Raw genomic sequence first — 22,211 nt, forward strand, 5'->3', positions numbered from 1 at the left:
AGTCGGGCCGATGTCCTCGTTGGACCTCGACAGACCGGACGGCGTGGTGTTCACTGGGGTACTCCTCACCGTGGTATCGACGTTCCTCCCGTGGCAGCGACCCGGTGGGGGACTCCCCGACGCCACCGCGACGGCCGGGTACGAAGGGCTGGGCTTTCTCGCCGTCGTCGCCGCGCTCGCCGTGTTCGCCACGGCGGCGGTGCTGCGGCACGACCGGACGAGCGCGCTGGTCGCCGTCGGCGGCGGCGTCGGCGTGCTGGCGCTCGCGCTCGTCGCGTTCGTCCGCCTCGGCGGCCCGATGCGGCCCGGCGTCGGCCTGTTTCTGGCGGCCGAGGCCGGCGTCGTCGTGAGCGCGGGCGGGCTGCTCGGCCTGCGCACCTACGCCTGAGTCAGTCGTCGCCGGCGACGACGAGGACGCCGTTGTTGAGCGACGCCGTCCCCCCGGACGCCGGGAGCGAGACGTCGTACTCCGTGTGGTAGACCGGCGTGTCGACGGCGACGACGGCCGTGTCGCCGAGCAGTTCGACGGTCACCGCCTCGTCGTCGACGGGGTAGAGGTCGACGGCGACGGTCCAGCCGTCGCCGTGGTCGGCCCGCGAGACGTCCAGCTCGTCGGTGTCGTGTGTCGCGTCCATCGGACGTGGGTAGGTCCCACAGCCGTATAGGGGGCCGTTCGGCGCGTGCCGAATCAGAGGTACCCCCACGCCTGCAGGCGGTCACCGTCGCCGCCGGGCCGGTCGCTGGCGTCGGTGTACCACCGGTCGCCGATGTCCGTCCGGTAGAAGCAGTTTGGCATGAGGACGTTCCGCGCCCGGTCGTAGGCCCGCTCCTGTGCCTCGCGCATCGTCTCGCCCTTGCCGGTGGCGACGAGGACGATGCCCGAGGTGCCGGCGACGCGCCACTGGCCGTCCGGGTAGACGGCACCGGCGACGGCCTCGTCCGTCCCCTCGTCGCCGACCGGCACCCGCTTGACGTCCTCGATGTGGTACTCCTCTCGCACCGCGTCGTCGTCCAGCGCCACGGGCGCGTTGCGGGTCGTCTCGTCGAACAGTTGCTCGTCGTCGTAGGGGAACGGCGGCATGCACACGCGGACGCCGACCTGGTACCCCGAGTGGACCCGCAGGTCGGGGTCCCGGCCGTTCGCGATGGCCTCGAAGAACGCCCCGATGGGCGTCTCCATCCCCTCCTCCTGGATGTAGATGGACGGGTAGCCGAAGCGCGGCGTGAACTCCAGCGGGTAGACCCCGTCGGCGTTGACGATGCAGTTGACGTCCATGCTCCCGACGTACCCCTCCTCGGCCAGCAGCGGTTCGAGTTTCCCGAGCGTCTGCTCGAACAGCGGACACCGGTCGGTCCAGAACATGCTCGTTCCCATCTCGCCGGTCGAGGGGCCGATGTTCGAGGGGAACAGCTTCTTGTGCTCGAAGTTGACGTTTATCGGTTCGACGAACCCGTCGCCGTTGCAGAAGCCACAGATGGCGACCTCGACGCCCTCGATGCGCCGCTGCAACTGGAACCCCTTCATCCGGTGGCCCCACGCCTTCTCGTAGGCCTCGAGTACGGACACCACGTCCGAGCCGTCGTCCTCCCGGCCGACGTACAGCAGCCGTTTGACGTTCTGGACCTCGCCGAGCGGTTTCACGACGTACGGCGCCGGGTTCTCCCGGACGTACTCGATGCCGGCGTCGAAGCGCTCGAACTCGCGGTGGGGGAGCGTCTCCACGCCGTGGTCCTCCAGGGTCTCCATGGCGAACCCGCGGTCGTCCTCCAGTCGGTCGGTGAGTTCGGTGCCGCCGACGACGGCCTGGCCCTCGGCCCGCAGCTCCTCGGAAATCTTGCCGGTACCTACGTCGCTGCCGTCCCAGATGTCGTCGAAGACGACGACGTCGGCCCACTCCAGGTCGGCCCGCCAGTCCTCGCTCTTGGTGACGAACCCGTCGCCGATCTCCCGTTCGGCGGGGTAGTGGTTGCTGATGAAGTAGCGCACGTCGTGGCCCTCGCGTTCGACGCGCCACGCGATGTCGGCGATGAGCGGGGCGTCCAGCGAGCAGAAGAGGAAGTTCGCCATACCCGACGTGCACCCGCCGGCGGCCTAAACGTTCGCCCGTCAGCGACAGGTGCAAGATTCTGCACCAAGGGAACCGTTTTAACCTCGTTGGCAGAACGTCCGAGTATGACACGAGATGCACTCGCGACGGCGAGCGACCTCCTCGAATCGGCCGCCGACGACACCGCCAGCGACGACGCCAGCGAGCGACTCGGCGACCTCGCCGACCAGTTGGAACGGCTCTCGACGGCGGACCGGGGCCCCGACCACGGCCGCCTCGCCCGCATCCAGTCGGCGTTGAACGACGTCGCCACGGGCGACGGCGCGGACGTCGCCGACACCATCGACGAGGCCGACGACGCCATCAACGAGTACCGCTCCGACCTCGAAGGGGTCTGAGACGTCGAGACCCCGTTTCCTGCTGGTACTGTTCCAGACTGAGTGGGAACGCGCGGTCGCGCCGGTGTGGACACCGGTATCGACCACGCCGCCCACGTCAACCCCGAGGCGCCGACCGAGACGGCTCCAGAAGACGACTGGGCGGTCGACGACCCCGGAAAACCGCGTTAATTCGGCTGAATCCCGGTCGACGGACTGACCGGTTCTTGTCCGTCCACTCCCTCGACTCGGGTATGCCAACACACGGACTCGTACCGTTCGGACTCGTCGAGGCATTGGTCGCGTTCGTCGTCAGCCTGCTGGTCGGCGCGACGGCCATCCACGTCGCGTCGCTGTACGTCTATCGGGACACCGACCAGTACCTCCGGTTCAAGTACGCCCTCGGCACCGCGGTGTTCGGTGCCCTCGCCTGGGTCCTCACCTCGTGGCTCCCGCTCGTGGGTGGGGTACTGGCGCTGGTCGCCTGGGTGGCCGTCGTGCGATGGCGGTACCGGGGCGGTTGGACCCGGGCCGCGACCACAGGCGTCCTGGCGTGGGCGCTGGCCGTCGTCGTCGTCGCCGCGCTGGAACTGCTGGGCGTCCGGGCCGTCTCGGCCTTCGGCGTGCCGGGCGTCTGACAGACCGCGACGAGTGTCGGCGTCGTCGCCCTCGGTGCCGGGTTCACGGTCGTCGTCCGCCGGGTCACTGCTCGTAGGCGGTTCGTAACGGGTGTCGGTACCGGCACAGCGACGTATCGATGCCGGCCCACGGTCCGACGACTCCCGCCGACGACGTGGCCGGCTACACCTCGCCGTCCAACTGCTCGGCCAGCATCGGGACGAACGTGCCGATGTCGGTGACCATGCCGACGGCCTGTGCACTGCCGCGGTCCAGCAGCTGGGTGACCGTCGAAGGGTTGATGTCGACACAGACGACCCGCGTCGTCGAGGGGAGGCAGTTGCCCACCGCGACGGAGTGCAGCAGGGTCGACAGCATCAGCACCATGTCGGCCTCGTGGGCCTGTTCGCGGATGGCGTTCTGGGCCTCGACGGCGTCGGTGATGGTGTCGGGCAGGGGGCCGTCGTCGCGGATGGACCCCGCCAGCACGAACGGCCGGTCGTTCTCGACGCACTCGTACATCACGCCGGACTCGATGGTGCCCGACTCGACGGCCGCCTCGATGCCGCCCTCGCGGATGACCTCGCTGATGGCGTAGATGTGGTGTTTGTGGCCGTGCCGGGCGTGGTCCAGCGTCTCCGTGTCGACGCCCAACGACGTGCCGTAGAGGTCGCGCTCGATGTCGTGGACGGCGAAGCCGTTGCCGGCCGAGAGCATGTCGACGTACCCCTCCCGGACGAGGTGGGCCATGTCCTCGCGGGCGCCCGAGTGGATGAGTGCGGGGCCACAGACCGCCAGCACCTTGCCGCCGTCACGCTTCGTCTCCTCGATGGCGCCCGCTATCTTCTGGATGGTCGACTCGGAGGGACGCTCGGCGGAGACCCCGCCCTGCATGAAGCCGAAGGCGCCGCCGGAGTCGCGGGGCCGCGACGGCGGGTCGACCCTGATGCCCGTCTCGCCGACGACGATGCGGTCGCCCTCCTCGACGGCGTTGAGCACCTTCGTGTAGGCCCGTGGCTCCGCACCGTCCTCGACGACGACCGCACAGTCCATCTCCATGTGTTCGACCTCGAGCCACTCGCCCTCGTAGCGGATGTACGTGGGATGGTTCGTCGTCGAGTAGAACCCCTTCGGGACGACCTGGTCCGCGGGGGCCTGCTGGAGCTTCGCGTCTTTCGGGTCGGCGGGGTTCGCGCCGTGCTGGTGGAGCTCGTGGACGATGGACTGGAGCGTCGCCTCGTCCTCGGCCTCCACCAACAGCCGGGCGTAGGACTCCTCGTCCTTGCGCCGGCCGATGTCGAACTCCTCGACGGTGAACGAGCCCCCGAGGTCCATGATGGTCCCGAAACTGGACTCCATCATCCCCGAGTCGATGATGTGGCCCTCGAGCTCCACTTCGCGAGAGACAGCCATGCACGGGGAATGGCGGCAGTCGCGTAAGACGGTTTTGGGTGCCCGCTACCCGGACCGGCGACGCACCACGACGTCGGCCTCCTCGCAGTAGGCCCGGAGGCGCTGCTCGAACGCGCCCTCGCCCGGCCACTCGACCGGTGCCCCGAGCGCGTCGGGGTCGCCGACGTAGCACTCGACGGTCCCGTCGCCGGCGGCGAGCGGCAGCGAGAGCCGAACGTACAGCCCCCGGTCGACGCCCTCGTACTCGTCCAACGCCGCGACGTCGGGCGTCCGGAGGAGCCGGCCCTCCGTGGTTCCGCCCGGCGCCAGCGTCGGGTAGCGCCCGTCGACCCGCCGGAGGCCGACCAGCTCCGCGGCCCCGCGGTAGTCGTAGGTGTCGAGCAGCGACCGCGCCGTCGCGTGGTCGGTCAGCGTCCCGTAGACGAACACGTCCATCGTCATCCCCGCTGGACTCGGACCGGCGCGCCGCCCGTGACGGTCGCGAGCGGGTCCACGTCGTCTATCTCGGCGACGACGCTCACCGGCGAGGCGGCCCGCGGTTCGTCGCCGCGACTGGCCGGCGTCGGCCCCCAGAACAGACACAGCGCGTTCCCCTGTGGCCAGTAGGCGACGGCGCCGACGGGCACCTCGGTCCGTGTGTCCTCCGGCGGTACGTCGACCGGCACCGCGAGGTAGAGTTCGTCGCCCCACCGCGTCGCGTCGCCCGAAACCGGCAGCGCCTCGACGAGTGCGTCCCGGGTCTCGTGGTTCCCGTCGGTCCACGACGCGGTGAGCGTCGCGTCGCCGACCCGCAGGCTGAGGTCGCTCATGCCCGTCGGTGTGGGTGGCAGGCCCAAAGCTTCACGGGACGCCCCGTCCAACCTGCCGCGTCCCCGCCGGTCAGGCCTCGTCGACGGAGCGCTCGACGCGCCACGAGCGGTCCGGGTCCCGCGCGCAGAGCCGCTCGTAGAACCGCCGCAACCCCGCCGACTCCGTCGTCGGGAGCACGTGCAGGCGGACGGTGCCGTCGCGCACGGCCACCCGGAACACGTCCGCGGTGCCCTCGTCCCGGACGAGCCACAGCGGCATCGGCAGGTCGTGGAAGTCGCCGTACCGGTACGGCCCGTCGGCGAGGATGTCGGCCACGACGCCGGCGAGGTCCGACGTCGGCAGGTCCGGGTCCGGGCGCAGTTCGAACTCCGTCCCGCCCTCGTACTCGACCCCGCTCCCGTGGGGGAACCGGCGTTCGGGGCGCCGCGGAATCGAGAACGAGGGGTCCGTCGTCATGTGCCTTCGCGCCACGGTAGGGCGCGGTCCCGTTTAAATTCGCGGGCGGCAGCTCTCTCAGGGCGTCTCGTCGCCGTCGGGGCGCGTCATCGCGACGCTGTACATCGTCCCGGCGAACTCCTCGCCGATGGCCTCGACCAGACGCTCGGCCCGGCGTTCCAGCGGGTCGCCCAGCTCCGGCGGGAGGTCCTCGATGGCGTCCGTCACGACGCCCGCGTGTGCAGAGAGGTGGCTCGCGGTCCACGGCACCGGGTCCAGCAGCGTCCGTTCCCTGTCGAACGTCCAGCCGTGACCGGCGAAGACGCGCCTCAGCAGAGCCGCCGGGTAGAAGGTCAGCGCCGAGCGGCCGGCGGCCAGTTCGCTGGCGGCGTTCTCGACGGCGAAGAGGTCGCGGACGGCGGCGCTCTCGGGGAGCGGTTCGTAGTCGTCGACGACGAGGTGACACCCGGCGGCCGCGACCCGCGAGAGCTCCGCCGCGACGGCCGCCAGCGCCGCGGGGTCGAGGAGGTTACAGAGCCCGTGGGCGGTGACGAGGTCCACCGAGTCCGGACGGAGAGGGGTCCGTCGGAGGTCGGCCTCGACGACGACGAGGCGGTCGGTCGCGCCGTCACAGCGGTCCCGTACCGTCGCGGCGTGGTCGGGGTCGTCCGTGACCGCGTAGACGCGTTCGGCCCCGGCGGCCAGCAGGCCGGCCGTCGCGTTGCCGACGCCGGCGCCCGCCTCGAGACAGACCCGTCCCTCCACCGGCCGGTCGGCGAGCGCCGCCTCGACCGTCTCGGGCACGGCCTGCGACGCTGACTCCCCGGCCACGGGTCAGTGGTGGAGCTGTTCCGGCACGGGGCTGTCGTCGTGGCGCGACTGCTCGATGAGGCTCCGCTGTGTCGCCTCGTCCATCCCGTCGTAGCGGCCGGCGGCGTCGAGCACCATCGAGACGAGTTTCGGGTCGCCCGGCGTGACGACGGTGCTCAGGCCCTGCGAGGCGGCGAAGTCGAACCGGTCGCGGATCGCCTCGGGGGTGTCGACCGGTTCGTACCAGTTCGCGTACGGGCGGTCTGCCTCGGGGAGTTCGGACGTGGGCGGCCACGACCCCTTCGCGAACGCCTTGATGCCCAGCGTGCCGATGTCCTCCGCCTCGGCCCGCTCCAGCACCGCCTCGTAGTCGTGCTCGTCGTCGTCCTTCCCGACGACCACCGGGTTCAGCGGGAACATCAGCGTCTCCAGGTCGTCGATGCGGTCGATGGCGTCCCGAATCAGTCCGGGGTTCCCGTGGCTCGTCAGCCCGATGTGGGCTATCTTCCCCTCGGCCTTCGCCTCGCGGATGGCCGCGAGCGCGCCGTCGTCGCCGGTGATCTCGTCCAGTTCGGACTCGTACTCCAGCCCGTGAATCTGGTAGAGGTCGATGGTGTCGACCCCGAGGCGGTCCAGCGACCGCTCCAGTTTGTCGGCCGCCCCCTCGTAGCCCCGCTCCTGGGTCTTACAGCCGAGGAAGATGTCCTCGCGGTGCTGCCGGAGCTTCGGACCGAGCTTCAGTTCGGCGTCGCCGTAGGTCGGTGCCACGTCGAAGTGGTTGACGCCGTGGTCCAGGACGTGCTCGACCATCTGGTTCGCGCCCTCCTGTTCCAGCCAGTTCAGAGCGATGGCACCGAACGTCGCCACGGTGCTCTCCTGTCCGGTCGCGCCGAGTGGTCGGGTCTCCATACCGGGGCGTCGGCCCGGACGCGCAAAACTGTTGGTGAGGCTTTTGCCGCTCGCCGCCCTCGCTCGGAGTATGTGTGGCCGTTACAGCCTGTTCGCCCCGCCGGCGGACGTCGAAGCCCGGTTCGACGCGTCCTTCGACTTCGCGTTCGAGCCCCGCTACAACGCCGCGCCGAGCCAGTCCCTGCCGGTCGTCACCGACGAGGACCCCGACACCATCCAGCGCATGGAGTGGGGGCTGATACCCTCGTGGGCCGACAGTCGCTCGGACCACGGCTACATCAACGCCCGGGCAGAGACCCTCGGGCAGAAGCGGTCGTTCGCCGACGCCTACGAGTCCCGCCGCTGTCTGGTGCCGGCCGACGGCTTCTACGAGTGGACCCAGCGGGACGGCGGGAAACAGCCCTACCGCGTCGCGCTCCCCGACGACGCTATCTTCGCGATGGCGGGTCTCTACGAGCGGTGGGAACCGCCACGGCGCCAGACCGGTCTCGGGGAGTTCGGCGGGGGTGGCGGCGACGGCGGCGAGGACGACGTGATAGAGACGTTCACTATCGTCACGACCGAACCCAACGACGCCGTCCGCGACCTCCACCATCGGATGGCCGTGATTCTCGACCCCGACGAGGAGGCGACGTGGCTCTCGGCCGACACCGACGTCGCCGCGGACCTGCTTGACCCCTACGACGGCCCGATGCGGACCTACCCCGTCTCGACGGCGGTCAACAGTCCGAGCAACGACCGCCCGGAACTCGTCGAGGAGGTCGAGGCGTAGGGTTTCGACACCCGCAGTTTTCTGGTGGGGGCCTTACCCCGACCAATCGTGAAGGCCGCGATATGCAATCGGTCGCGGCGCCACCGGAGACACGCACAGTCGCATCGGACGTGACGGACCTCGTCGGCGACACGCCGCTGGTCCGTCTCGATTCGTTCGCCGAGAATCTGCTGGGGAAGTACGAGGCGGCCAACCCGTACTCGGTGAAGGACCGCATCGCCGCCTACATCGTCGAGGCGGCCGCCGAGTCGGGCGAACTACCCGATGGCGGCACCGTCGTCGAGGCGACCAGCGGCAACACCGGCATCGGACTCGCGGCGGTGTCGGCCGCCCGCGGCTACGACTGCGTACTGACGATGCCCGAGTCGATGAGCGAGGAGCGGCGGCGCCTGCTGTCGGGGCTGGGCGCCGAGCTGGTGCTGACGCCCGCCGACGACGGCATGAGCGGGGCCATCGAGCGAGCGGACGAACTCGCCGCGGCAGACGACGCCGTCCGGGCCAGCCAGTTCGAGAACGCGGCGAACCCCCGCGCTCACCGGGAGACGACCGGCCCCGAGATATGGCGGGACACGGACGGGGACGTGGACGCCGTCGTCGCGGGCGTGGGCACCGGCGGCACCATCACCGGCATCTCGGAGTACATCAAGGAGGAGCGGGGTGCGGCCCTCACGTCCGTCGCCGTCGAACCCGAGGCCTCCCAACTGCTGTCGAACGACGACCCGGACAGCCACGGCATTCAGGGCATCGGGCCGGGGTTCGTCCCGGACGTCCTCCGGACCGACCTGCTGGACGAGGTGCGCGTCGCCAGCGAGGCCGACGCCGTCGCGGCGACCCGTCGCCTCGCCGCCGAGGAGGGGCTGATGGTGGGCATCTCGGCCGGGGCGGCCCTGCACGCCGCCACCGAGTACGCACACGACAACCCCGACGAGACCGTCGTGGTGGTCCTGCCGGACACCGGCGAACGCTACCTCTCGACGGACCTCTGGGACGGCGACGAGTAGTCCGGTCCTACCGGACGAACTCGTGGGGGTCCGTGTCCTCGGTCAGAGCGCGCCCGCCGTCGTCGTCCCGAAACGCCTCGCCGGCCAGCAGGAGATAGAGCGAGCACCCGGTCGAGAGCAGGACCCCCGCCAGCGGCACCGCCAGCGTCGCCCCCGAGAGCAGCGGAAGGAGTTGCACGACCGCGAGGCCGCCGAACGCGACGACCCCGACCCAGCGGCCCCACGGTCTCCGGAGGGCGACTCCGACGCCAGCGGGGACGAGGAGCAGTCCGAGGAACGACTGAGCGACCCCGAGGACGAGCGTCGGGACACCGACCGCCGAGAGGACGGCGAGAGCGCCCGCGGCGGCGTTGACGACGCCGAGGCCGAGCGCCACCGCCGCGACCACGTACAGTCCGCCTTCGCCGCTCTCGTCGACCATAGCACGGACTGGACGGGGCGACGACAAGTGCTTTCGGTAGCAGAAACCGCTCGCGGGACGGCTTACTGGACGCGACCGAACGCCAGCGTCCCGCTGATGCTCTCGATGTAGGCGTTGACGACCTGGCCCTCGCGGGCGCCGGAGACGAAGATGGTGTACTTGCCCTTCTCGGCGACGCCGTCGCCCTCGCGGCCGGTGCCGGTGATCTTGACCTCGTAGGTCTCGCCCTCCTCGAGCGTGGGCGTCTGCTGCTGGGTGTTCTTGCTCGCGCTCTTCGAGACGGGCCGGAACGCACCACAGGCCTGACAGCGGAGCATGTCGACGCCGTCCTCGGTCTTGAGGACGGTGTCGGGGAGGCCACACTCCGAACACGTGACGTACTCGGCCACGTAGGCGTCGATGGCGGCCTGGAAGTCCGCGACGTCGAACGACCCGTTGTAGCGGGCCTCGCCGCCGTCGAACTGGCCGTTGGTCCCGAACTCGCGCTGGATGCTGCTGTGGAGGTGCTGGGCGTCTCGCGAGAGGGCGTCGGCGATGGACTCGAGGTTGGTCAGTCGTGTGAACGCCCCGTCTGTCTGTCCCTCGGGGTCGGGGATGGAGAGTCGCTCACCCGCCTCTCTGGGCTGGTCTGGAAGCACGTCGTACGCTCGCTGGAGTGCGGCCTCGTAGTTCATACCTGCTAGAGCGCGTTCTGACGTAAATGGGTTCCGTGATAGCCGCTGCCAGGTCCCGGCGACGGGGCCCAGGACCCCGTAGGCGGCGGGTAAGCTCGGCTTCACGAATCGCCGTCGAGATATGCGCAGTATAACAAATTCCTACTCTCCGGTTGCGTTCGGTATGACGGACACTCCGCCAGAATCGGTGAACCGACGCCAGTTCCTCGCGACGACGGCGACGGCCGCCGGTGGGCTCGCCCTAGCCGCCGGGTCGGTCACCGCCCACGACGACAGCTTCGTCGTCGAGCAGGGCGACCGGTGTTTCCGTGTCGAACCCCTCTCGGGCGACGAGCCGGTTCGGGACCTCTACCGCTGGGGGCAGGAGGACTACTACTACAGTTCCACCGGGACGACGGACCTCCAGCGGGCGGACACGAGCATCCTGTTCCTCTACGACGGCCCCGACGGCCTGAGTCTCGTCGTCGTCCACGACAAACTCGACGACGACACCGACGGCGGCTCCGTCTCGTTCACCATCGAGAACATCCCCGTCGAGGCGACGTGGGTCGTGAAAGACGACTTCTACGAGGGCGACTCGAACTACGACCGCTGGGACATCGACGACACGGAGACGACCGTCGACTGGACGTGGGCCGCCGAGCGAACCGACGGCGGCGCGCTCCGGGGTCTCGACGACGACGACCTCTCGCTGGTCATCAGGCCGCGGTTCAACGAGGACGCTGCCCTCTTCGAGGAGTACTACGACGGGCGCATCGACCGCTGGGAGTTCCTCTCGGGCGACCTCGACGACCCGGACCGGTACCGGCTGTCGCTCGGGCGGCGCCTGCGTATCCGTCGCGGGTCCTGTGACGACGACCACCACCACGACGATGACGACGATGACGACCACGAGGACCGCGACCGCGACGACCACGACGATGACGACGATGACGACCACGAGGACCGCGACCGCGACCGCGACGACCACGACGACGATGACGACGATGACGACCACGAGGACCGCAGGAAACGCGGGCGCGACGAGAAGGACGAGGAAGACGGGAAGGAACGGGGGCCACCGGACCACGCGGGACCGCCGGACCACGCCGGCCCGAAGGAGGACTCGAACGCACCGGACCACGCGGGACCGCCGGACCACGCCGGCCCGAAGGACGACGACGAGGACGACGACTGACCGCTCAGCAGTCGCCGAGCGGAATCCGGAGGCCGGCACCCTCCCGTTCGACGGTGGTGCCGAACGGGGCCGAGAGCGAGCGCATCCGGTCGCGTAGCCACGCCGCGGCCGCGTCGCCGGCGGGTGTCACCTGCGAGTCCTCGATCTCGACCGGCACCAGTTCGAGCGCCGAGAGGGTGCCGTCGTCGACGACCAGTTCGAACAGGAGGCTCCGGTCGTTGTGCAGGCCGTCCTTGACGAGGTAGTCGTCGACGAAGTCGCCGGCGTCGTAGACGATTGGTCGGCCCCGGTACGTCTCGACGCCCTGTATCACGTGGGCGCTGTGGCCGTGGACGACGTCGGCCCCGCGGTCGACGAGCCACCGGGCGAACGACCGCTGTGCCTCCGAGGGCGCGGTCTCCCAGTTGGGACCCCAGTGCAGGGAGACGACCAGCAGGTCAGGGTCGAGCTCGCGGGCCCGTGCCAGCGCCCCGCCGACCCAGTTCCGGGTGAGCCGGTCGCTCCGTCGCAGCGGGGCGTAGGCGGCCCCTGCGGCGTCCGCGCGGGCGGCGTAGCTGGGCGACTGGTCGGTGACGGCGACGACGGCGACGTCGAGGCCGCCGACCGTGAGGTGGGCCGGTTCGAAGGCCGACTCCCTGTCCGGTCCAGCGCCGGCCGTGGGGACGCCGGCGTCGTCGAGGTGTGCGAGCGTGTCGGCCAGCGCTCGCGGACCGAAGTCGAGGACGTGGTTGTTCGCCAGCCCGGCGAACGCCGTCCCGGCGCTGTCGAGAGCGGGCACCGCCCACGAGGGATGGGCCCGGAAGTGGTAGGTCCGGCCGGGCCGCGGGTCGCCGCGAGCGGAGACGCAACACTCCAGGTTCAGGAACAGGCCGTCGAGGGCGTCGAGGCGGTCGGCCATCCCGTCCCAGACGCCGGTCGGGTCGTCGCGCCAGCGCTCGTCGACGTTGCGGCCGAGCATCACGTCGCCGACGAACCCCAGCCGCGCGCTCCCGTCGCCCTCGACGGGGGCCGGACACTCGACGGACACCTCGCCAGCACTGCCCAGACAGCCACCGAGGCCTGCGAGCGACGACGCGAGGAGGCTCCGACGAGTGAGCACGACCTTGCCCGATACGACTGTCCCACCCGTATTGAAGCTCCGGGGCCAGCGTCCGCTCACGACACACGGCCGGGTGGATTACTTTCGGTAACTGGACGGTGCCCCGTGTCGTCGGCGCCGACGAGGACGTTCCGCCGCCAGTCGGGGCCCGTCTCGGGGAAGTCCGTGCGGTGGTGTGCGCCCCGTGACTCCTCGCGTTTCCCGATGACCAGCGGTTCGACGCCGTGTTCGGCCAGTTCGATGGCGACGCGGGCCCCCGCGGCCCCACCGCCGACGAGGAGCACCGGCACCGACACCGTCTCGTACTCGACGTCGTAGTCTCGTGGCGACGGCGCACTGCCCGTCCGGAGTCGGTCTCGCATGGTCGCACGTAGGCGTCGCGTCGCAAGCGCGTGGGCGCGACCCCGGACTCGCCCCCGGACTCCACAAGAATTTCAGGCCGTCACGTTCATCGATACGGGCTAGATGGAGACGGACTCGGACCGCCGTGCCCGCCTCGGTGGCCTGACGCTCGTATCGCTCGGTCTCGTGATGGCGGCCGTCGCGTCCTACGACGTCGTCGAAGACGTCCTCGTACAGGGTGACCTCGTCGTCCTGACGCTGCTCGAAAACGCCGTCCCGTTCGCGCTGGCCCTCCTCGTCGTCGGTGCCGGCGTCCGCGTCGCCACCGACGACGGACCGGTCGAGGACCGGTTGGCGGTCGTCCGCTGGGCGCTGGTCGGGACCGGTGGCGTCGCGCTGATGGTGCTGTGGACGCTCGGGTTCCAGCTCTGGCAGGGGACGGTCAAGCCCGCGTTCATCGTCTCGTACACCGCTATCTGGGGCTGTGTCGCCGGCCTGCTCGTCGGCGTGTACGCCGTGAGACAGCGCAGACGCGAGCGGACCATCGAACGGGTCACCGACGTCACCGCCGAACTGTGGAACGTCGACACGGCGCTGGTCGGGGCGTCCTCCCGCCCGGCGATGGAGCGGGCCGTCTGCGAGCGGCTGACCGACGTCGGTCGGTTCGACTACGCCTGGATAGGCGACGCGACGTCGGAGCGCGACGATGTCGAACCGCGCGTCGAGAGCGGGCTGGACGGGTCGCCCGGCGGCCCCGCCGTCACCGACGGCGGCACCACCATCCAGCAGGCGGCCCGGCGCGACGGCGAACCCGCGGTGGACCCGTCACCGAGGGGGTCGCTCGCCGCGAGAATCGCCGTCCCGGTCCAATACGACGGCGCGCCCTACGGGGTCCTGACGGTCGGTATCGACAGCGACGCCGAGTTCGGGCAGTTCGAACGCGAGGCCCTCGACAACCTCGGCCGGCGGCTGGGCGACGCCATCCACGCGCTCCGCTCGCGGGAGGCGCTGCTCTCGGACACGCTCGTGGAGTTCACCGTCGAGGTCACCGGGGCCGAGCAGTTCTGTACGTCCGCGACGACGGCCACCGACGCGACGCTCGAACTGTCGGCGGCCGACGCCACGGTGGACGCGCCGCTTGCGTTCTTCACCGTCCACGAGGGCGACCCGGAGGCGGTCGCCTCGGCCGCCGAGGCCCACGACAGCGTCGCGGAGGCCGTCACGCTCACCGACCGCGAGGCCGACCCTGGACTGCAGGTGGTCTACGACGACGTGCCCTTCTTCGCGACCGTCACGGAGGGCGCAGGGAGACTGGCGGACGTGCACGTCGCCGACGGCACGGCGACGGTGGAGGTCTGGTACCCCCGGTCGGCCGACACTCCCGAGGCGTCGCAGTTGCTCGACACGCCCCCAGAGAAGACGGAGCTGGTCGGGCGCCAGACCGTCGAGGTCGATCCCGACCACGTCGAGGCCGTCGAGGACCGGGTCCTCGACTCGCTCACCGAGCGACAGGCGACCGTCGCACGGACGGCGTACTACGGCGGGTACTTCGAGACGCCCCGGGAACGCACCGGGGAGGAGCTCGCCGCGTCGCTGGACATCACGTCGCCGACGTTCCACGACCACCTCCGGGCGGCCGAATCGAAGCTGTTCGAGGCGGTGTTCGAACCCGAACAGGGGGACTGACACTAATTTATGAGCCATGGCCTCTTTCAGGTCGGGGAGCGAAGTGTGACGATATGTTTACTGACACCGCCCCTCGGGTTCGTCGGGAGGTCGCCGAGCCAGAGGCGTCGCTCGCCGTGGTCGTCACCCGCGCCGTGGCCGACGCGAAGGGGGTCGACCCGACGGTGCTCCGCCCGTTCGACACCGTCGTCCCGAGCGATGCGCTGTCGACGCTCTACGAGGACTCGGAGACGGAGTTCGCCGTCCAGTTCGAGTACGCCGACCACCCGGTCGCCGTCCGCGAGGAGGGGGAGGTCCGTGTCTACCCCGCCGACGCCTCGCTCGGGGAGTGAGTCAGCGCTCGACGGCGACGACGTGCGCGTCACTCGGGTCGAACCCGACGACGACGTCGTCGCCCGGCGGGTCGGTGGTCCGTAGCCGGAGCGTCCGACCGCCCCAGTCGAGGTGCGCCCGCGTCGCTTCGCCGAGGAACTCCGTGCTCGTCACCGTCGCCGACAGCGTCGTCTCCCCACCGTCGAGCGAGAGCCGCTCGGGTCGGAGACAGAAGGTGAGCCGGTCGCCGACGCCGGCCTCGTGCCGGTCCTCGAGGCCGACGGCGAGCGGTTCGCCGCTCACGTCGACGGTCGCGACGGGACCGTCCGAGCCCACGCTGACGTCGGTCACACGCCCCGAGAGGACGTTGTTGTCGCCGACGAACGAGGCGACGAAGCGGGTGGCGGGTCGGCGATATATCTCCCGGGGCGTCCCGACCTGTTCGACGGTCCCGTCGCGGACGACGGCCACGCGGTCCGAGACGGCCAGCGCCTCCTCCTGGTCGTGCGTGACGTACACCGTCGTGATGCCGAGCTCCTGCTGGATCTCGCGGACCTGCACGCGCAGTCGCTCGCGGAGTTTCGCGTCCAGCGCGCTCATCGGTTCGTCCAGCAGGAGGAGGTCCGGCCCCGGCGCGAGCGCGCGGGCCATCGCGACGCGCTGCTGTTGCCCGCCCGAGAGCGTGTCCGGGTCGCGCTCTTCGGCCCCGGCGAGGTCGACCAGTTCCAGCAGGGTCGACACCCGCTCGTCCCGCGAGACGCCGCCCGGCGGGTCGGTAAAGCGGAGGCCGTAGGCGACGTTCTCGCCGACGCTCATGTGGGGGAACAGCGCGTAGTTCTGGAAGACGACGCCCACGTCGCGGTCCTCGGGCGGGACGCCGGCGACGCTCTCGCCGCCGAACCTGACGGTGCCGTGCGTCGGCGTCTCGAACCCCGCGAGCAGGCGGAGCGTCGTCGTCTTCCCACAGCCGGAGGGGCCGACGAGCGTGAAGAACTCGCCCTCCCGGACCGACAGCGAGACGTCCCTCAGCGCGGTGGTGTCGCCGTAGCGTCGGCTGACGCCGTCGAGCGCCACCGCCGGCGGCTCAGAAGCCACCGTCGGCACCCCCCAGTCGGTCGATGACGACGAAACTGCCGGCCGTCACCACGAGCAGGACGACGCCCATCGCCGTCGCGGGACCGAGCCGTCGGCCGATGAACCGCTCGATGGCGACGGGCATCGTGAACTGGTCGGTGCCGGTCGCCAGCACCACCGTCGCGGAGAACTCGCCGACCGAGATGGCGAACGCGAAGGCAGCCCCGGCGACGACGGCCGGCCACACCAGCGGCAACTCCACGTCGCTGAGGACCCGGGCGCGGGGCGCACCCAGCGCCCGCGCCGACTCGACGAGCGACTGGTCCAGCCCCTCCAGTCCGGGGGCGACGGTGCGGACGACGAACGGGTACCCGGAGACGGCGTGGGCGGCGACGATGGCGAGGGCACCGCCGACAGCGAGGCGCGTCCCGCCGACCTCGACGCCGAACACCAGTCCCCGGAGGAGGCCGATGCCGACGACGATGCTCGACACCGCGAGCGGGGCCATCCCGACGGCGTCGACGACTTTCCGCCCGCGGTACTCGCGGGTCGTGAGGACGGCGACGACGACCCCCATCGGCAGGGCCAGCAGGAGGGACCCGACGCCGAACAGCAGGGAGTTTCGCACGGCGTCCCACGGCGTCACCTGGAAGGCCGCGGCCGTCGCCTGTCGCCGGACGAGGAACTGGTAGTGGACCAGCGTCAGCCCGTCCGGCCCGCTCACGCTCGCGTACACCATGCTCGCGATGGGGGCGACGAAGACGGCGAGGGCGACGACGCCGTACGCCGCGAGACCCGCCCTCGGGAGCAGGTCGCCGAGCGAGCGCGACGGCGGGCGGAGCGGCCGCCGGGGGAGCGGGCGGATGCCGCGCGACCGGACGCTGTGGCGCGCCTCGTACCGGAGGTAGGCGTACAGCAGGCCCAGCGAGATGGCGAGTTCGACGACGGCCAGCGCCGCGGCCTCGGCGTACTCGAAGTCCCGGATCAGCTGGTAGACGAACACCTCGACCGTCGCGAGCTGGAACCCGCCCAGCGCGAGGACGATGGGGAAGGTACCGAACGTGAACACGAACGTGAGCGCCGCGCCCATCAGCACCGAGGGGTACAGTTGCGGCGCGACGACGTCGAGGAACGCCCGGCGCGGACTCGCCCCCAGACTCCGGGCCGTCTCGACGGCGCTGGCGTCGACGGACTCCCACGCCGCCGTCGTCACCCGCGCCACGAGCGGCGCGTTGTAGAACGCGTGGGCGATTATCACGGCCTCGAGCGTGAACAGCAGGCGGACCTCGCCCAGCCCGAGCGCGCCCAGCACGGCGTTCAGCGTCCCGTTCTGGCCGAACGTGGCGACGAAGCCCACCGCGACCATGATGGAGGGGAGGACGAACGGGAGGATGGTCAGGGAGCGCAGCGTCCGGCGGCCGGGGAACTCGTAGCGGGCCAGCAGGTACGCCGCCGGCAGCCCGAGGGCGACGCTCGCCACCGAAGAGAGCGCCGCCTGGTAGGCTGTGAACCCGACGACGCCGAGCCGCCGGTCCGGCGAGAGGAGGTCCCCGAGCACGGCCAGGGGCGACCTACCCGCCGCCAGCCCGGCGAGGTCGCCGACGTAGAACGGGTCGGTGAGGATACCGACGAACACCGACAGCGTCGCCCGGCCCTCCACGACGACGCTGTCGACGAACACCGTCGCGACAGGGTAGTAGAAGATGCACAGCAGGAGCAGTACCGTCCCGGCGGCCAGCGTCGGGAGCGCGTACCGTTCGAGACGGACCCGGACCTGTCCCGCCGCGGTACCGCGTCCGCTGTCCGTCCGCTCGGCGGCGTCGGTCACGTCAGTTCTGGGCGAACTGCTGGCTCCAGTCCTCCACCCAGCCGCCGACCGAGCCCTGCAGTTCGTCGTAGGTGAACGTCACCGGCTCGGGCGGTTCCAGCGCGAACTCCGCGTAGTCGCTGGGGAGGTCGGCGTTCGTCGTCGCCGGGAACGCGACGTTCCGCACCGCGATCTCGCCCTGCACCTCGGGGCGCAGGAGGAACTGCATGAACTCGCGGGCGAGGTCGGGTTCGTTCGCGTTCTCGAAGACGGCCATCCCCTCGGGGTTGGCGTACCCCTGGTCGTTCAGGAACCGGATGCGGTGCTTCTCCAGGTCCTGGTCGTAGCGGTTCGCGTACACCCGGTCGGTGGAGTAGGAGGTGACGATGGGGGCCTCGCCCTCCGACCACGCGCTGTACGAGTCGTCCCACGACCCCAGCACGCGGACGTCGTTGGCCTGCAGGTCGGCCCAGTAGTCGAGGTAGCCGTCGGCGCCGAACTGCTTGACGGTGTGGAGCATGAACGCGCGCCCGGTGTCGGAGCTGCTCGGGTTCTGCGTGATGAGGTCGCCGGTGTGGTCCTCGGTCAGCAGCCCGTCGAACGTCTCCGGGGCCGTCGTCGCCGTCCCGTCGAAGACGAGGCTGACGTAGCCGGTGTCGAACGGCACCGCCCGGCCCTCGGGGTCGAAGGTCAGCCCGTCTTTCACGTCGTCCTGCCCGCTCAGGTCGCCGGCCTCGGCGAACAGCGACTCCTCGAGCGTCTCGTCGACCCGCACCAGGTCGTCCGCGTTCACCCCCACGTAGAGGTCGGCCTCGACGTCGACGCCGGCCTTCCTGCGCTCGATGTAGTGGTTGAGCTCGTTGCTCGGCGTCTGCCACACCAGTCGGGCGTCGAACTCGCTCTCGAACCGCTCTTTGAGCCACGCACCCGGGCTGGAGGAGGGCGCGTCGATGAACGGGCTGTACGTCCCGACCACGAGCGTCCGTCGGCCGCTCTCGGTGCCGGTCTCACCCGTGGTCCCGATTCCGCTACACCCTGCCAGCGAAGTGGCGACCGTCGCGCCGGCCGCCGCGAGGAAACTGCGTCTCTCCATTACCCCGTGGTCACACCCAGTGGTACTTAACCCCCGTGTTCTCCGAGGACGCGGCGTGGGTCCACGGAACCGGCCGCTCGCCGGGGTCGTCTCGCCGGACTCAGCCGAACAGGAGGACGGCGTTGTAGCCGGCGACGCCGACGGTGACGGCGGCGAACAGCGCGAGGAAGACGGCCGCGTCGCGGTCCGAGAGCAGGGCCCACCCGCCGACGAGCCACACCATCGCCGCGAACTTCACGAGCCAGAGGCCGGCCACGCCGAACTCCGAGATGAGCGCCGCCACGACGACGTTCCCCTCGCGGTAGCCGGCCGCCAGCCCCGAGAGCGTCAACAGGACGTCGGCCACCGTCGACGCGAGGATGAGCGCCCAGAGGACGGCGTGCGCGCGGGTCATCCGCCGCGCCCGCCGGAGGGTGAACAGCGCGTCGTCGTCCTCGTCGGTCGAGACCACGGGCATCGACGGACCCAAGGGCTGGACCGGCATGAGAGCTCGGGTCGGTGGGCACCCGGGACCGAGTTTTAGAGGCCGGGCGGCGTAGCCCGACGCGATGGACCTCGTCGGCAAGTGCCCGCCGGACCCCGACTCGCTCGACGCCGCCGCCGACCGTGGCTTCGACAGCGTCGAACTCCACCTGCGACCCGCCGACCTCGACGACGTGGCGGCGACGGCCGCGACGGTCGACGCGTCGCCAGTCGACGCCGCCACGGTGCACACGCTCCACGCCCGCCCGGACGACGCCGAGCCGTTCCGCCGGAGCGACGCGCTGGCCGCCCGCCTCGACGCCTACCTCGTCGTCCACAGCCAGTACGCCCAGCACACCCACGTCGACACGCTGGAGGGCTACGGCTTCGAGGCCCGGTACGGCTACGAGAACAACCCCGGCGCGACCCCGTTCCACCTGCGGAACCTCCTGCTGGACCGGGGCCACGACCTCGTGCTGGACACGGCGCACCTGTTCATGTCCCAGCCGGACTACCTCGACGGCCTCCGGGACCTCCTCCGGGCCGACGGCGACCGTCTCCGGGTGGTCCACTTCAACGACGCGACGCCGACGGTGGACGGCCTCCCGGTCGGCGACGGCGAGGTGCCCCTCGAACGCACCGCCCGACTCCTCGACGCCCACTTCGACGGGCGCGTCGTCCTCGAGGTGATGCCCGACCACCAGGCCGACGCACTCCGGCAGGTCCGGGAGTGGGTGGGCTGACCCCGTTCCCACGCACCTTTTTGCCGGTCTATCCCGATTGTCCCGACAGGATGGCAGCCGACGTACTCGACCGGGCGCCGGACGACCGTGTGCAGGTGCTAGACGCCGACGGCGAGGTGGTCGCACCGGACCTCCTCCCGGACCTCGACGACGAGGCGCTGGTCGAGATGTACCGCGACATGCGCTTCGCCCGCCGGTTCGACGAGCGCATGATAAGCCTCCAGCGGCAGGGCCGACTGGGGACCTACTCCTCGCTGGCCGGTCAGGAGGGCGCACAGGTCGGGTCGACGTACGCGCTGGCCGACACGGACACGCTGTTCTACCAGTACCGGGAACACGGGGCGCTCGTGGCGCGCGGCCTCCCGTGGGAGTACCTCCTCTACTGGATGGGCCACGAACGGGGCAACGCCGCCCTCGCCGACGTGAACGTCTTCCCGCTGAACATCTCCATCGCCGGCCACATCCCCCACGCAGTCGGGTGGTCGTGGGCGGCCAAACGCGACGGCGACGAACAGGTCGGCGTCGTCCACTTCGGCGACGGCGCCACCTCGGAGGGGGACTTCCACGAGGCGATGAACTTCGCCGGCGTGTTCGACACCCCGACGGTCTTCGTCTGTAACAACAACCAGTGGGCCATCTCGGTGCCCAGAGAGCGCCAGACGGCCAGCGACACCATCGCCCAGAAGGCCGCCGCCTACGGGTTCGACGGCGTGCAGGTCGACGGGATGGACCCGCTGGCCACCTACGTCGTCACGAAGGCGGCCCGCGAACGGGCGCTGGACCCGGCCGAGGGGGAACGCCGGCCGACGCTCATCGAGGCGGTCCAGTACCGCTTCGGCGCCCACACGACCGCCGACGACCCGGAGGTGTACCGCGACGAGGACGAGGTCGAGGCGTGGCGCGACCGGGACCCGCTGGCACGGTTCGGCGCATTCCTCTGGGACCGGGGCCTGCTGGACCAGGAGCGCCTCGACGCGATGAACGAGGCGATAGACGACGAGTTGGCCGACATCGTCGACCGGGCCGAGGACGTGGCCGCCGACCCGACGGACCTCTTCGCCGACGTCTACGCAGAGTCGACCGACGAACTCGACGCACAGCGCGCGTATCTGAGCGAACTGCGAGCGCGCCACGGCGACGACGTCCTGCTGGACGAGTGAGTGCGGCCCGGCGGATTCGAGAGACGGCGCCGGGACCGGTGGCCGAACGTACGCGTATCCACACATACATGGGCGTGGTTGTGGTATGGCCCGTATGGTCCACATCGACCTGACCACCAGTCAGGAGCAGACGCTGACTGCGCTGGTCAACCACCACCGCTCCGGGGACGGGCCGGTGAAAGGCCAGACCATCGCCGACGACGTCGACCGGAGTCTGGGCACCGTCCAGAACCAGATGCAGAGCCTCGCCCAACTCGGCCTCGTCGAGGGCCACTCCGGTCCGGAGGGGGGGTACGTCCCGACCGACCAGGCCTACGCGTCGCTCGGGCGCGACCCCGACGCCGAGACGGAGTCGCTCACGCTCGCCCGCGAGTTCGAGCGGCTCGACGTCACCGTCGACGGGATACGGTTCACGACCGTCAACCACCCCGACGAGTGTCGCGCACAACTGCACCTCCAGCAGTCCGTCGGCCAGTTCTCGGCCGGGCAGGCCGTCGCGGTCGGGCCGACGCCGAAACACAACCTCGTCGTCGCCGGGACGGTCGTCGCCATCGACGACACGCAGAACACGCTCATCCTCGACGTCGCACAGGTCGAGGCGCCGGTGGAACCGCCGGAGTGAGCCGTCGTGGCGTCAGCCGCCGCGCTTCCGGTACCAGACGCGCTGGCCGACCGGTGACGCTCCCGCCTCGACGTCCAACCTGCCCAGGAAGAGGTCCCGCACCGCGAACGTGACGACCAGCTCGACCGTCTCGCCGTCGTCGGACGCGACGGTGACGACGCAGTGCCCGTCGCGCTCGCCGATGCGCTCGATGGTCCCGACCGACCACTTCTCGACGTGGTGGCTCGGCTCCCGTGCGTGGATTCGGTCGTGGTTCACGTTTCCCTTACGTCAAGCACGGTGTTGAGCGTACTGCTCTCGCCGCCGGAGGCGGTCGATTTACCCGCCTGCGGGCCGACCCGCGGGT

General features: G+C 70.6%; 28 protein-coding genes. 11 read left to right on the plus strand and 17 right to left on the minus strand.

What is annotated here, in order from left to right:
• Positions 1 to 10 precede the first annotated feature (10 nt).
• Positions 11 to 388, plus strand: coding sequence for a hypothetical protein (locus tag ACV7GQ_RS03130; RefSeq protein WP_470312099.1), 378 nt, complete (start codon positions 11 to 13; stop codon positions 386 to 388).
• 1 nt (position 389) lies between these two features.
• Here ACV7GQ_RS03130 and ACV7GQ_RS03135 read toward each other — a convergent pair whose 3' ends face one another.
• Together ACV7GQ_RS03135 and ACV7GQ_RS03140 are read right to left on the minus strand one after the other, a co-directional pair.
• Positions 390 to 635: a DUF7127 family protein gene (locus ACV7GQ_RS03135; RefSeq protein WP_470312100.1), complete on the minus strand. Its 246-nt coding sequence runs from the start codon at positions 633 to 635 to the stop codon at positions 390 to 392.
• 53 nt (positions 636 to 688) lie between these two features.
• Positions 689 to 2,068, minus strand: coding sequence for a phosphoribosylglycinamide synthetase C domain-containing protein (locus ACV7GQ_RS03140; RefSeq protein ID WP_470312101.1), 1,380 nt, complete (start codon positions 2,066 to 2,068; stop codon positions 689 to 691).
• Between the two features lie 105 nt (positions 2,069 to 2,173).
• On the opposite strand from ACV7GQ_RS03140, the gene ACV7GQ_RS03145 reads away from it, so the two are divergent.
• Positions 2,174 to 2,446, plus strand: coding sequence for a DUF7553 family protein (locus ACV7GQ_RS03145; RefSeq protein ID WP_470312102.1), 273 nt, complete (start codon positions 2,174 to 2,176; stop codon positions 2,444 to 2,446).
• Positions 2,447 to 2,679: 233 nt separating this feature from the next.
• Entirely contained in the window at positions 2,680 to 3,063 is a 384-nt protein-coding gene (locus ACV7GQ_RS03150) for a hypothetical protein (RefSeq protein WP_470312103.1), read from the plus strand.
• A gap of 163 nt (positions 3,064 to 3,226) precedes the next feature.
• On the opposite strand, the gene ACV7GQ_RS03155 is transcribed toward ACV7GQ_RS03150, so the two are convergent.
• The 6 genes from ACV7GQ_RS03155 to ACV7GQ_RS03180 all read right to left on the minus strand — a co-directional run bounded on the left by ACV7GQ_RS03155 (position 3,227) and on the right by ACV7GQ_RS03180 (position 7,420).
• Positions 3,227 to 4,456 carry an ornithine cyclodeaminase, nickel-pincer nucleotide-dependent gene (locus tag ACV7GQ_RS03155; protein ID WP_470312104.1) on the minus strand — a complete coding sequence of 410 codons (1,230 nt, stop codon included), beginning with the start codon at positions 4,454 to 4,456 and terminating at the stop codon, positions 3,227 to 3,229.
• Between the two features lie 45 nt (positions 4,457 to 4,501).
• Positions 4,502 to 4,891: a gamma-glutamylcyclotransferase family protein gene (locus ACV7GQ_RS03160; RefSeq protein WP_470312105.1), complete on the minus strand. Its 390-nt coding sequence runs from the start codon at positions 4,889 to 4,891 to the stop codon at positions 4,502 to 4,504.
• Positions 4,892 to 4,893: 2 nt separating this feature from the next.
• Positions 4,894 to 5,265, minus strand: a complete 372-nt coding sequence (locus ACV7GQ_RS03165; RefSeq protein WP_470312106.1) for a cyclophilin-like family protein — start codon at positions 5,263 to 5,265, stop codon at positions 4,894 to 4,896.
• A gap of 70 nt (positions 5,266 to 5,335) precedes the next feature.
• Positions 5,336 to 5,722, minus strand: a complete 387-nt coding sequence (locus ACV7GQ_RS03170) for a hypothetical protein (RefSeq protein ID WP_470312107.1) — start codon at positions 5,720 to 5,722, stop codon at positions 5,336 to 5,338.
• 57 nt (positions 5,723 to 5,779) lie between these two features.
• Positions 5,780 to 6,532 carry a methyltransferase domain-containing protein gene (locus ACV7GQ_RS03175; protein ID WP_470312108.1) on the minus strand — a complete coding sequence of 251 codons (753 nt, stop codon included), beginning with the start codon at positions 6,530 to 6,532 and terminating at the stop codon, positions 5,780 to 5,782.
• Between the two features lie 3 nt (positions 6,533 to 6,535).
• Positions 6,536 to 7,420, minus strand: coding sequence for an aldo/keto reductase (locus ACV7GQ_RS03180; RefSeq protein WP_470312109.1), 885 nt, complete (start codon positions 7,418 to 7,420; stop codon positions 6,536 to 6,538).
• Between the two features lie 70 nt (positions 7,421 to 7,490).
• Between ACV7GQ_RS03180 and ACV7GQ_RS03185 the strand changes: the two genes are divergently transcribed.
• Positions 7,491 to 8,192: an SOS response-associated peptidase gene (locus ACV7GQ_RS03185; RefSeq protein ID WP_470312110.1), complete on the plus strand. Its 702-nt coding sequence runs from the start codon at positions 7,491 to 7,493 to the stop codon at positions 8,190 to 8,192.
• 62 nt (positions 8,193 to 8,254) lie between these two features.
• Complete coding sequence (cysK, locus tag ACV7GQ_RS03190) at positions 8,255 to 9,193, plus strand: cysteine synthase A (protein ID WP_470312111.1); 939 nt, start codon at positions 8,255 to 8,257, stop codon at positions 9,191 to 9,193.
• Positions 9,194 to 9,200: 7 nt separating this feature from the next.
• Here the strand turns inward: cysK and ACV7GQ_RS03195 are convergent, their stop codons facing one another.
• Together ACV7GQ_RS03195 and ACV7GQ_RS03200 are read right to left on the minus strand one after the other, a co-directional pair.
• Positions 9,201 to 9,614, minus strand: coding sequence for a hypothetical protein (locus tag ACV7GQ_RS03195; RefSeq protein ID WP_470312112.1), 414 nt, complete (start codon positions 9,612 to 9,614; stop codon positions 9,201 to 9,203).
• 62 nt (positions 9,615 to 9,676) lie between these two features.
• Positions 9,677 to 10,288, minus strand: a complete 612-nt coding sequence (locus ACV7GQ_RS03200) for a translation initiation factor IF-2 subunit beta (protein WP_220618888.1) — start codon at positions 10,286 to 10,288, stop codon at positions 9,677 to 9,679.
• A 163-nt stretch (positions 10,289 to 10,451) separates the two neighbouring features.
• Between ACV7GQ_RS03200 and ACV7GQ_RS03205 the strand changes: the two genes are divergently transcribed.
• Positions 10,452 to 11,465 (plus strand): hypothetical protein, encoded by a 1,014-nt coding sequence (locus ACV7GQ_RS03205; protein WP_470312113.1) that lies wholly within the window; start codon positions 10,452 to 10,454, stop codon positions 11,463 to 11,465.
• Positions 11,466 to 11,469: 4 nt separating this feature from the next.
• Here ACV7GQ_RS03205 and ACV7GQ_RS03210 read toward each other — a convergent pair whose 3' ends face one another.
• Together ACV7GQ_RS03210 and ACV7GQ_RS03215 are read right to left on the minus strand one after the other, a co-directional pair.
• The gene (locus ACV7GQ_RS03210; RefSeq protein WP_470312114.1) at positions 11,470 to 12,564 is read right to left on the minus strand and encodes a CapA family protein; all 1,095 of its coding nucleotides are present in this window, start codon (positions 12,562 to 12,564) and stop codon (positions 11,470 to 11,472) included.
• Between the two features lie 56 nt (positions 12,565 to 12,620).
• Positions 12,621 to 12,926, minus strand: a complete 306-nt coding sequence (locus ACV7GQ_RS03215) for an FAD-dependent monooxygenase (protein ID WP_470312115.1) — start codon at positions 12,924 to 12,926, stop codon at positions 12,621 to 12,623.
• A 103-nt stretch (positions 12,927 to 13,029) separates the two neighbouring features.
• Here ACV7GQ_RS03215 and ACV7GQ_RS03220 point away from each other — a divergent pair, with 103 nt between their 5' ends.
• Both ACV7GQ_RS03220 and ACV7GQ_RS03225 read left to right on the plus strand, forming a co-directional pair.
• Positions 13,030 to 14,592, plus strand: a complete 1,563-nt coding sequence (locus ACV7GQ_RS03220; RefSeq protein ID WP_470312116.1) for a helix-turn-helix domain-containing protein — start codon at positions 13,030 to 13,032, stop codon at positions 14,590 to 14,592.
• Positions 14,593 to 14,645: 53 nt separating this feature from the next.
• Complete coding sequence (locus ACV7GQ_RS03225; RefSeq protein ID WP_470312117.1) at positions 14,646 to 14,924, plus strand: HalOD1 output domain-containing protein; 279 nt, start codon at positions 14,646 to 14,648, stop codon at positions 14,922 to 14,924.
• 1 nt (position 14,925) lies between these two features.
• On the opposite strand, the gene ACV7GQ_RS03230 is transcribed toward ACV7GQ_RS03225, so the two are convergent.
• The 4 genes from ACV7GQ_RS03230 to ACV7GQ_RS03245 form a co-directional block, all read right to left on the minus strand.
• On the minus strand, positions 14,926 to 15,999 hold the full coding sequence (locus tag ACV7GQ_RS03230) for an ABC transporter ATP-binding protein (protein WP_470312118.1): 1,074 nt from the start codon (positions 15,997 to 15,999) through the stop codon (positions 14,926 to 14,928).
• The gene (locus ACV7GQ_RS03235; protein ID WP_470312119.1) at positions 15,989 to 17,806 is read right to left on the minus strand and encodes an ABC transporter permease; all 1,818 of its coding nucleotides are present in this window, start codon (positions 17,804 to 17,806) and stop codon (positions 15,989 to 15,991) included. The genes ACV7GQ_RS03230 and ACV7GQ_RS03235 overlap by 11 nt, the downstream gene beginning before the upstream one ends.
• A 1-nt stretch (position 17,807) precedes the next feature.
• On the minus strand, positions 17,808 to 18,878 hold the full coding sequence (locus ACV7GQ_RS03240; RefSeq protein ID WP_470312120.1) for a thiamine ABC transporter substrate-binding protein: 1,071 nt from the start codon (positions 18,876 to 18,878) through the stop codon (positions 17,808 to 17,810).
• A gap of 100 nt (positions 18,879 to 18,978) precedes the next feature.
• Positions 18,979 to 19,335 carry a DUF5658 family protein gene (locus ACV7GQ_RS03245; protein WP_470312121.1) on the minus strand — a complete coding sequence of 119 codons (357 nt, stop codon included), beginning with the start codon at positions 19,333 to 19,335 and terminating at the stop codon, positions 18,979 to 18,981.
• A gap of 91 nt (positions 19,336 to 19,426) precedes the next feature.
• Between ACV7GQ_RS03245 and ACV7GQ_RS03250 the strand changes: the two genes are divergently transcribed.
• The 3 genes from ACV7GQ_RS03250 (at position 19,427) to ACV7GQ_RS03260 (ending at position 21,865) form a co-directional block, all read left to right on the plus strand.
• A complete protein-coding gene (locus tag ACV7GQ_RS03250; RefSeq protein ID WP_470312122.1) occupies positions 19,427 to 20,083 on the plus strand; it encodes a sugar phosphate isomerase/epimerase family protein in 657 nt (218 codons plus the stop codon).
• Between the two features lie 50 nt (positions 20,084 to 20,133).
• A complete protein-coding gene (gene pdhA / locus ACV7GQ_RS03255; RefSeq protein ID WP_470312123.1) occupies positions 20,134 to 21,243 on the plus strand; it encodes a pyruvate dehydrogenase (acetyl-transferring) E1 component subunit alpha in 1,110 nt (369 codons plus the stop codon).
• Between the two features lie 94 nt (positions 21,244 to 21,337).
• Positions 21,338 to 21,865, plus strand: coding sequence for a TrmB family transcriptional regulator (locus ACV7GQ_RS03260; protein ID WP_470312124.1), 528 nt, complete (start codon positions 21,338 to 21,340; stop codon positions 21,863 to 21,865).
• Positions 21,866 to 21,877: 12 nt separating this feature from the next.
• On the opposite strand, the gene ACV7GQ_RS03265 is transcribed toward ACV7GQ_RS03260, so the two are convergent.
• Positions 21,878 to 22,123, minus strand: a complete 246-nt coding sequence (locus ACV7GQ_RS03265) for a DUF7861 family protein (RefSeq protein WP_470312125.1) — start codon at positions 22,121 to 22,123, stop codon at positions 21,878 to 21,880.
• Between the last annotated feature and the right edge of the window lie 88 nt (positions 22,124 to 22,211).

This window comes from Haloarcula sp. MBLA0163, from assembly GCF_055632435.1.

Coding starts and splice junctions, on each gene's coding strand:
- ACV7GQ_RS03155 (WP_470312104.1), bottom strand. CDS start 4,456: ATGGCTGTCTCTCGCGAAGTGGAGCTCGAGGGCCACATCATCGACTCG.
- ACV7GQ_RS03130 (WP_470312099.1), top strand. CDS start 11: ATGTCCTCGTTGGACCTCGACAGACCGGACGGCGTGGTGTTCACTGGG.
- ACV7GQ_RS03195 (WP_470312112.1), bottom strand. CDS start 9,614: ATGGTCGACGAGAGCGGCGAAGGCGGACTGTACGTGGTCGCGGCGGTG.
- ACV7GQ_RS03215 (WP_470312115.1), bottom strand. CDS start 12,926: ATGCGAGACCGACTCCGGACGGGCAGTGCGCCGTCGCCACGAGACTAC.
- ACV7GQ_RS03140 (WP_470312101.1), bottom strand. CDS start 2,068: ATGGCGAACTTCCTCTTCTGCTCGCTGGACGCCCCGCTCATCGCCGAC.
- ACV7GQ_RS03240 (WP_470312120.1), bottom strand. CDS start 18,878: ATGGAGAGACGCAGTTTCCTCGCGGCGGCCGGCGCGACGGTCGCCACT.
- ACV7GQ_RS03185 (WP_470312110.1), top strand. CDS start 7,491: ATGTGTGGCCGTTACAGCCTGTTCGCCCCGCCGGCGGACGTCGAAGCC.
- pdhA (WP_470312123.1), top strand. CDS start 20,134: ATGGCAGCCGACGTACTCGACCGGGCGCCGGACGACCGTGTGCAGGTG.
- ACV7GQ_RS03180 (WP_470312109.1), bottom strand. CDS start 7,420: ATGGAGACCCGACCACTCGGCGCGACCGGACAGGAGAGCACCGTGGCG.
- ACV7GQ_RS03150 (WP_470312103.1), top strand. CDS start 2,680: ATGCCAACACACGGACTCGTACCGTTCGGACTCGTCGAGGCATTGGTC.
- ACV7GQ_RS03250 (WP_470312122.1), top strand. CDS start 19,427: ATGGACCTCGTCGGCAAGTGCCCGCCGGACCCCGACTCGCTCGACGCC.
- ACV7GQ_RS03260 (WP_470312124.1), top strand. CDS start 21,338: ATGGTCCACATCGACCTGACCACCAGTCAGGAGCAGACGCTGACTGCG.
- ACV7GQ_RS03205 (WP_470312113.1), top strand. CDS start 10,452: ATGACGGACACTCCGCCAGAATCGGTGAACCGACGCCAGTTCCTCGCG.
- ACV7GQ_RS03135 (WP_470312100.1), bottom strand. CDS start 635: ATGGACGCGACACACGACACCGACGAGCTGGACGTCTCGCGGGCCGAC.
- ACV7GQ_RS03225 (WP_470312117.1), top strand. CDS start 14,646: ATGTTTACTGACACCGCCCCTCGGGTTCGTCGGGAGGTCGCCGAGCCA.
- ACV7GQ_RS03245 (WP_470312121.1), bottom strand. CDS start 19,335: ATGCCCGTGGTCTCGACCGACGAGGACGACGACGCGCTGTTCACCCTC.
- ACV7GQ_RS03160 (WP_470312105.1), bottom strand. CDS start 4,891: ATGGACGTGTTCGTCTACGGGACGCTGACCGACCACGCGACGGCGCGG.
- cysK (WP_470312111.1), top strand. CDS start 8,255: ATGCAATCGGTCGCGGCGCCACCGGAGACACGCACAGTCGCATCGGAC.
- ACV7GQ_RS03165 (WP_470312106.1), bottom strand. CDS start 5,265: ATGAGCGACCTCAGCCTGCGGGTCGGCGACGCGACGCTCACCGCGTCG.
- ACV7GQ_RS03170 (WP_470312107.1), bottom strand. CDS start 5,722: ATGACGACGGACCCCTCGTTCTCGATTCCGCGGCGCCCCGAACGCCGG.
- ACV7GQ_RS03220 (WP_470312116.1), top strand. CDS start 13,030: ATGGAGACGGACTCGGACCGCCGTGCCCGCCTCGGTGGCCTGACGCTC.
- ACV7GQ_RS03145 (WP_470312102.1), top strand. CDS start 2,174: ATGACACGAGATGCACTCGCGACGGCGAGCGACCTCCTCGAATCGGCC.
- ACV7GQ_RS03200 (WP_220618888.1), bottom strand. CDS start 10,288: ATGAACTACGAGGCCGCACTCCAGCGAGCGTACGACGTGCTTCCAGAC.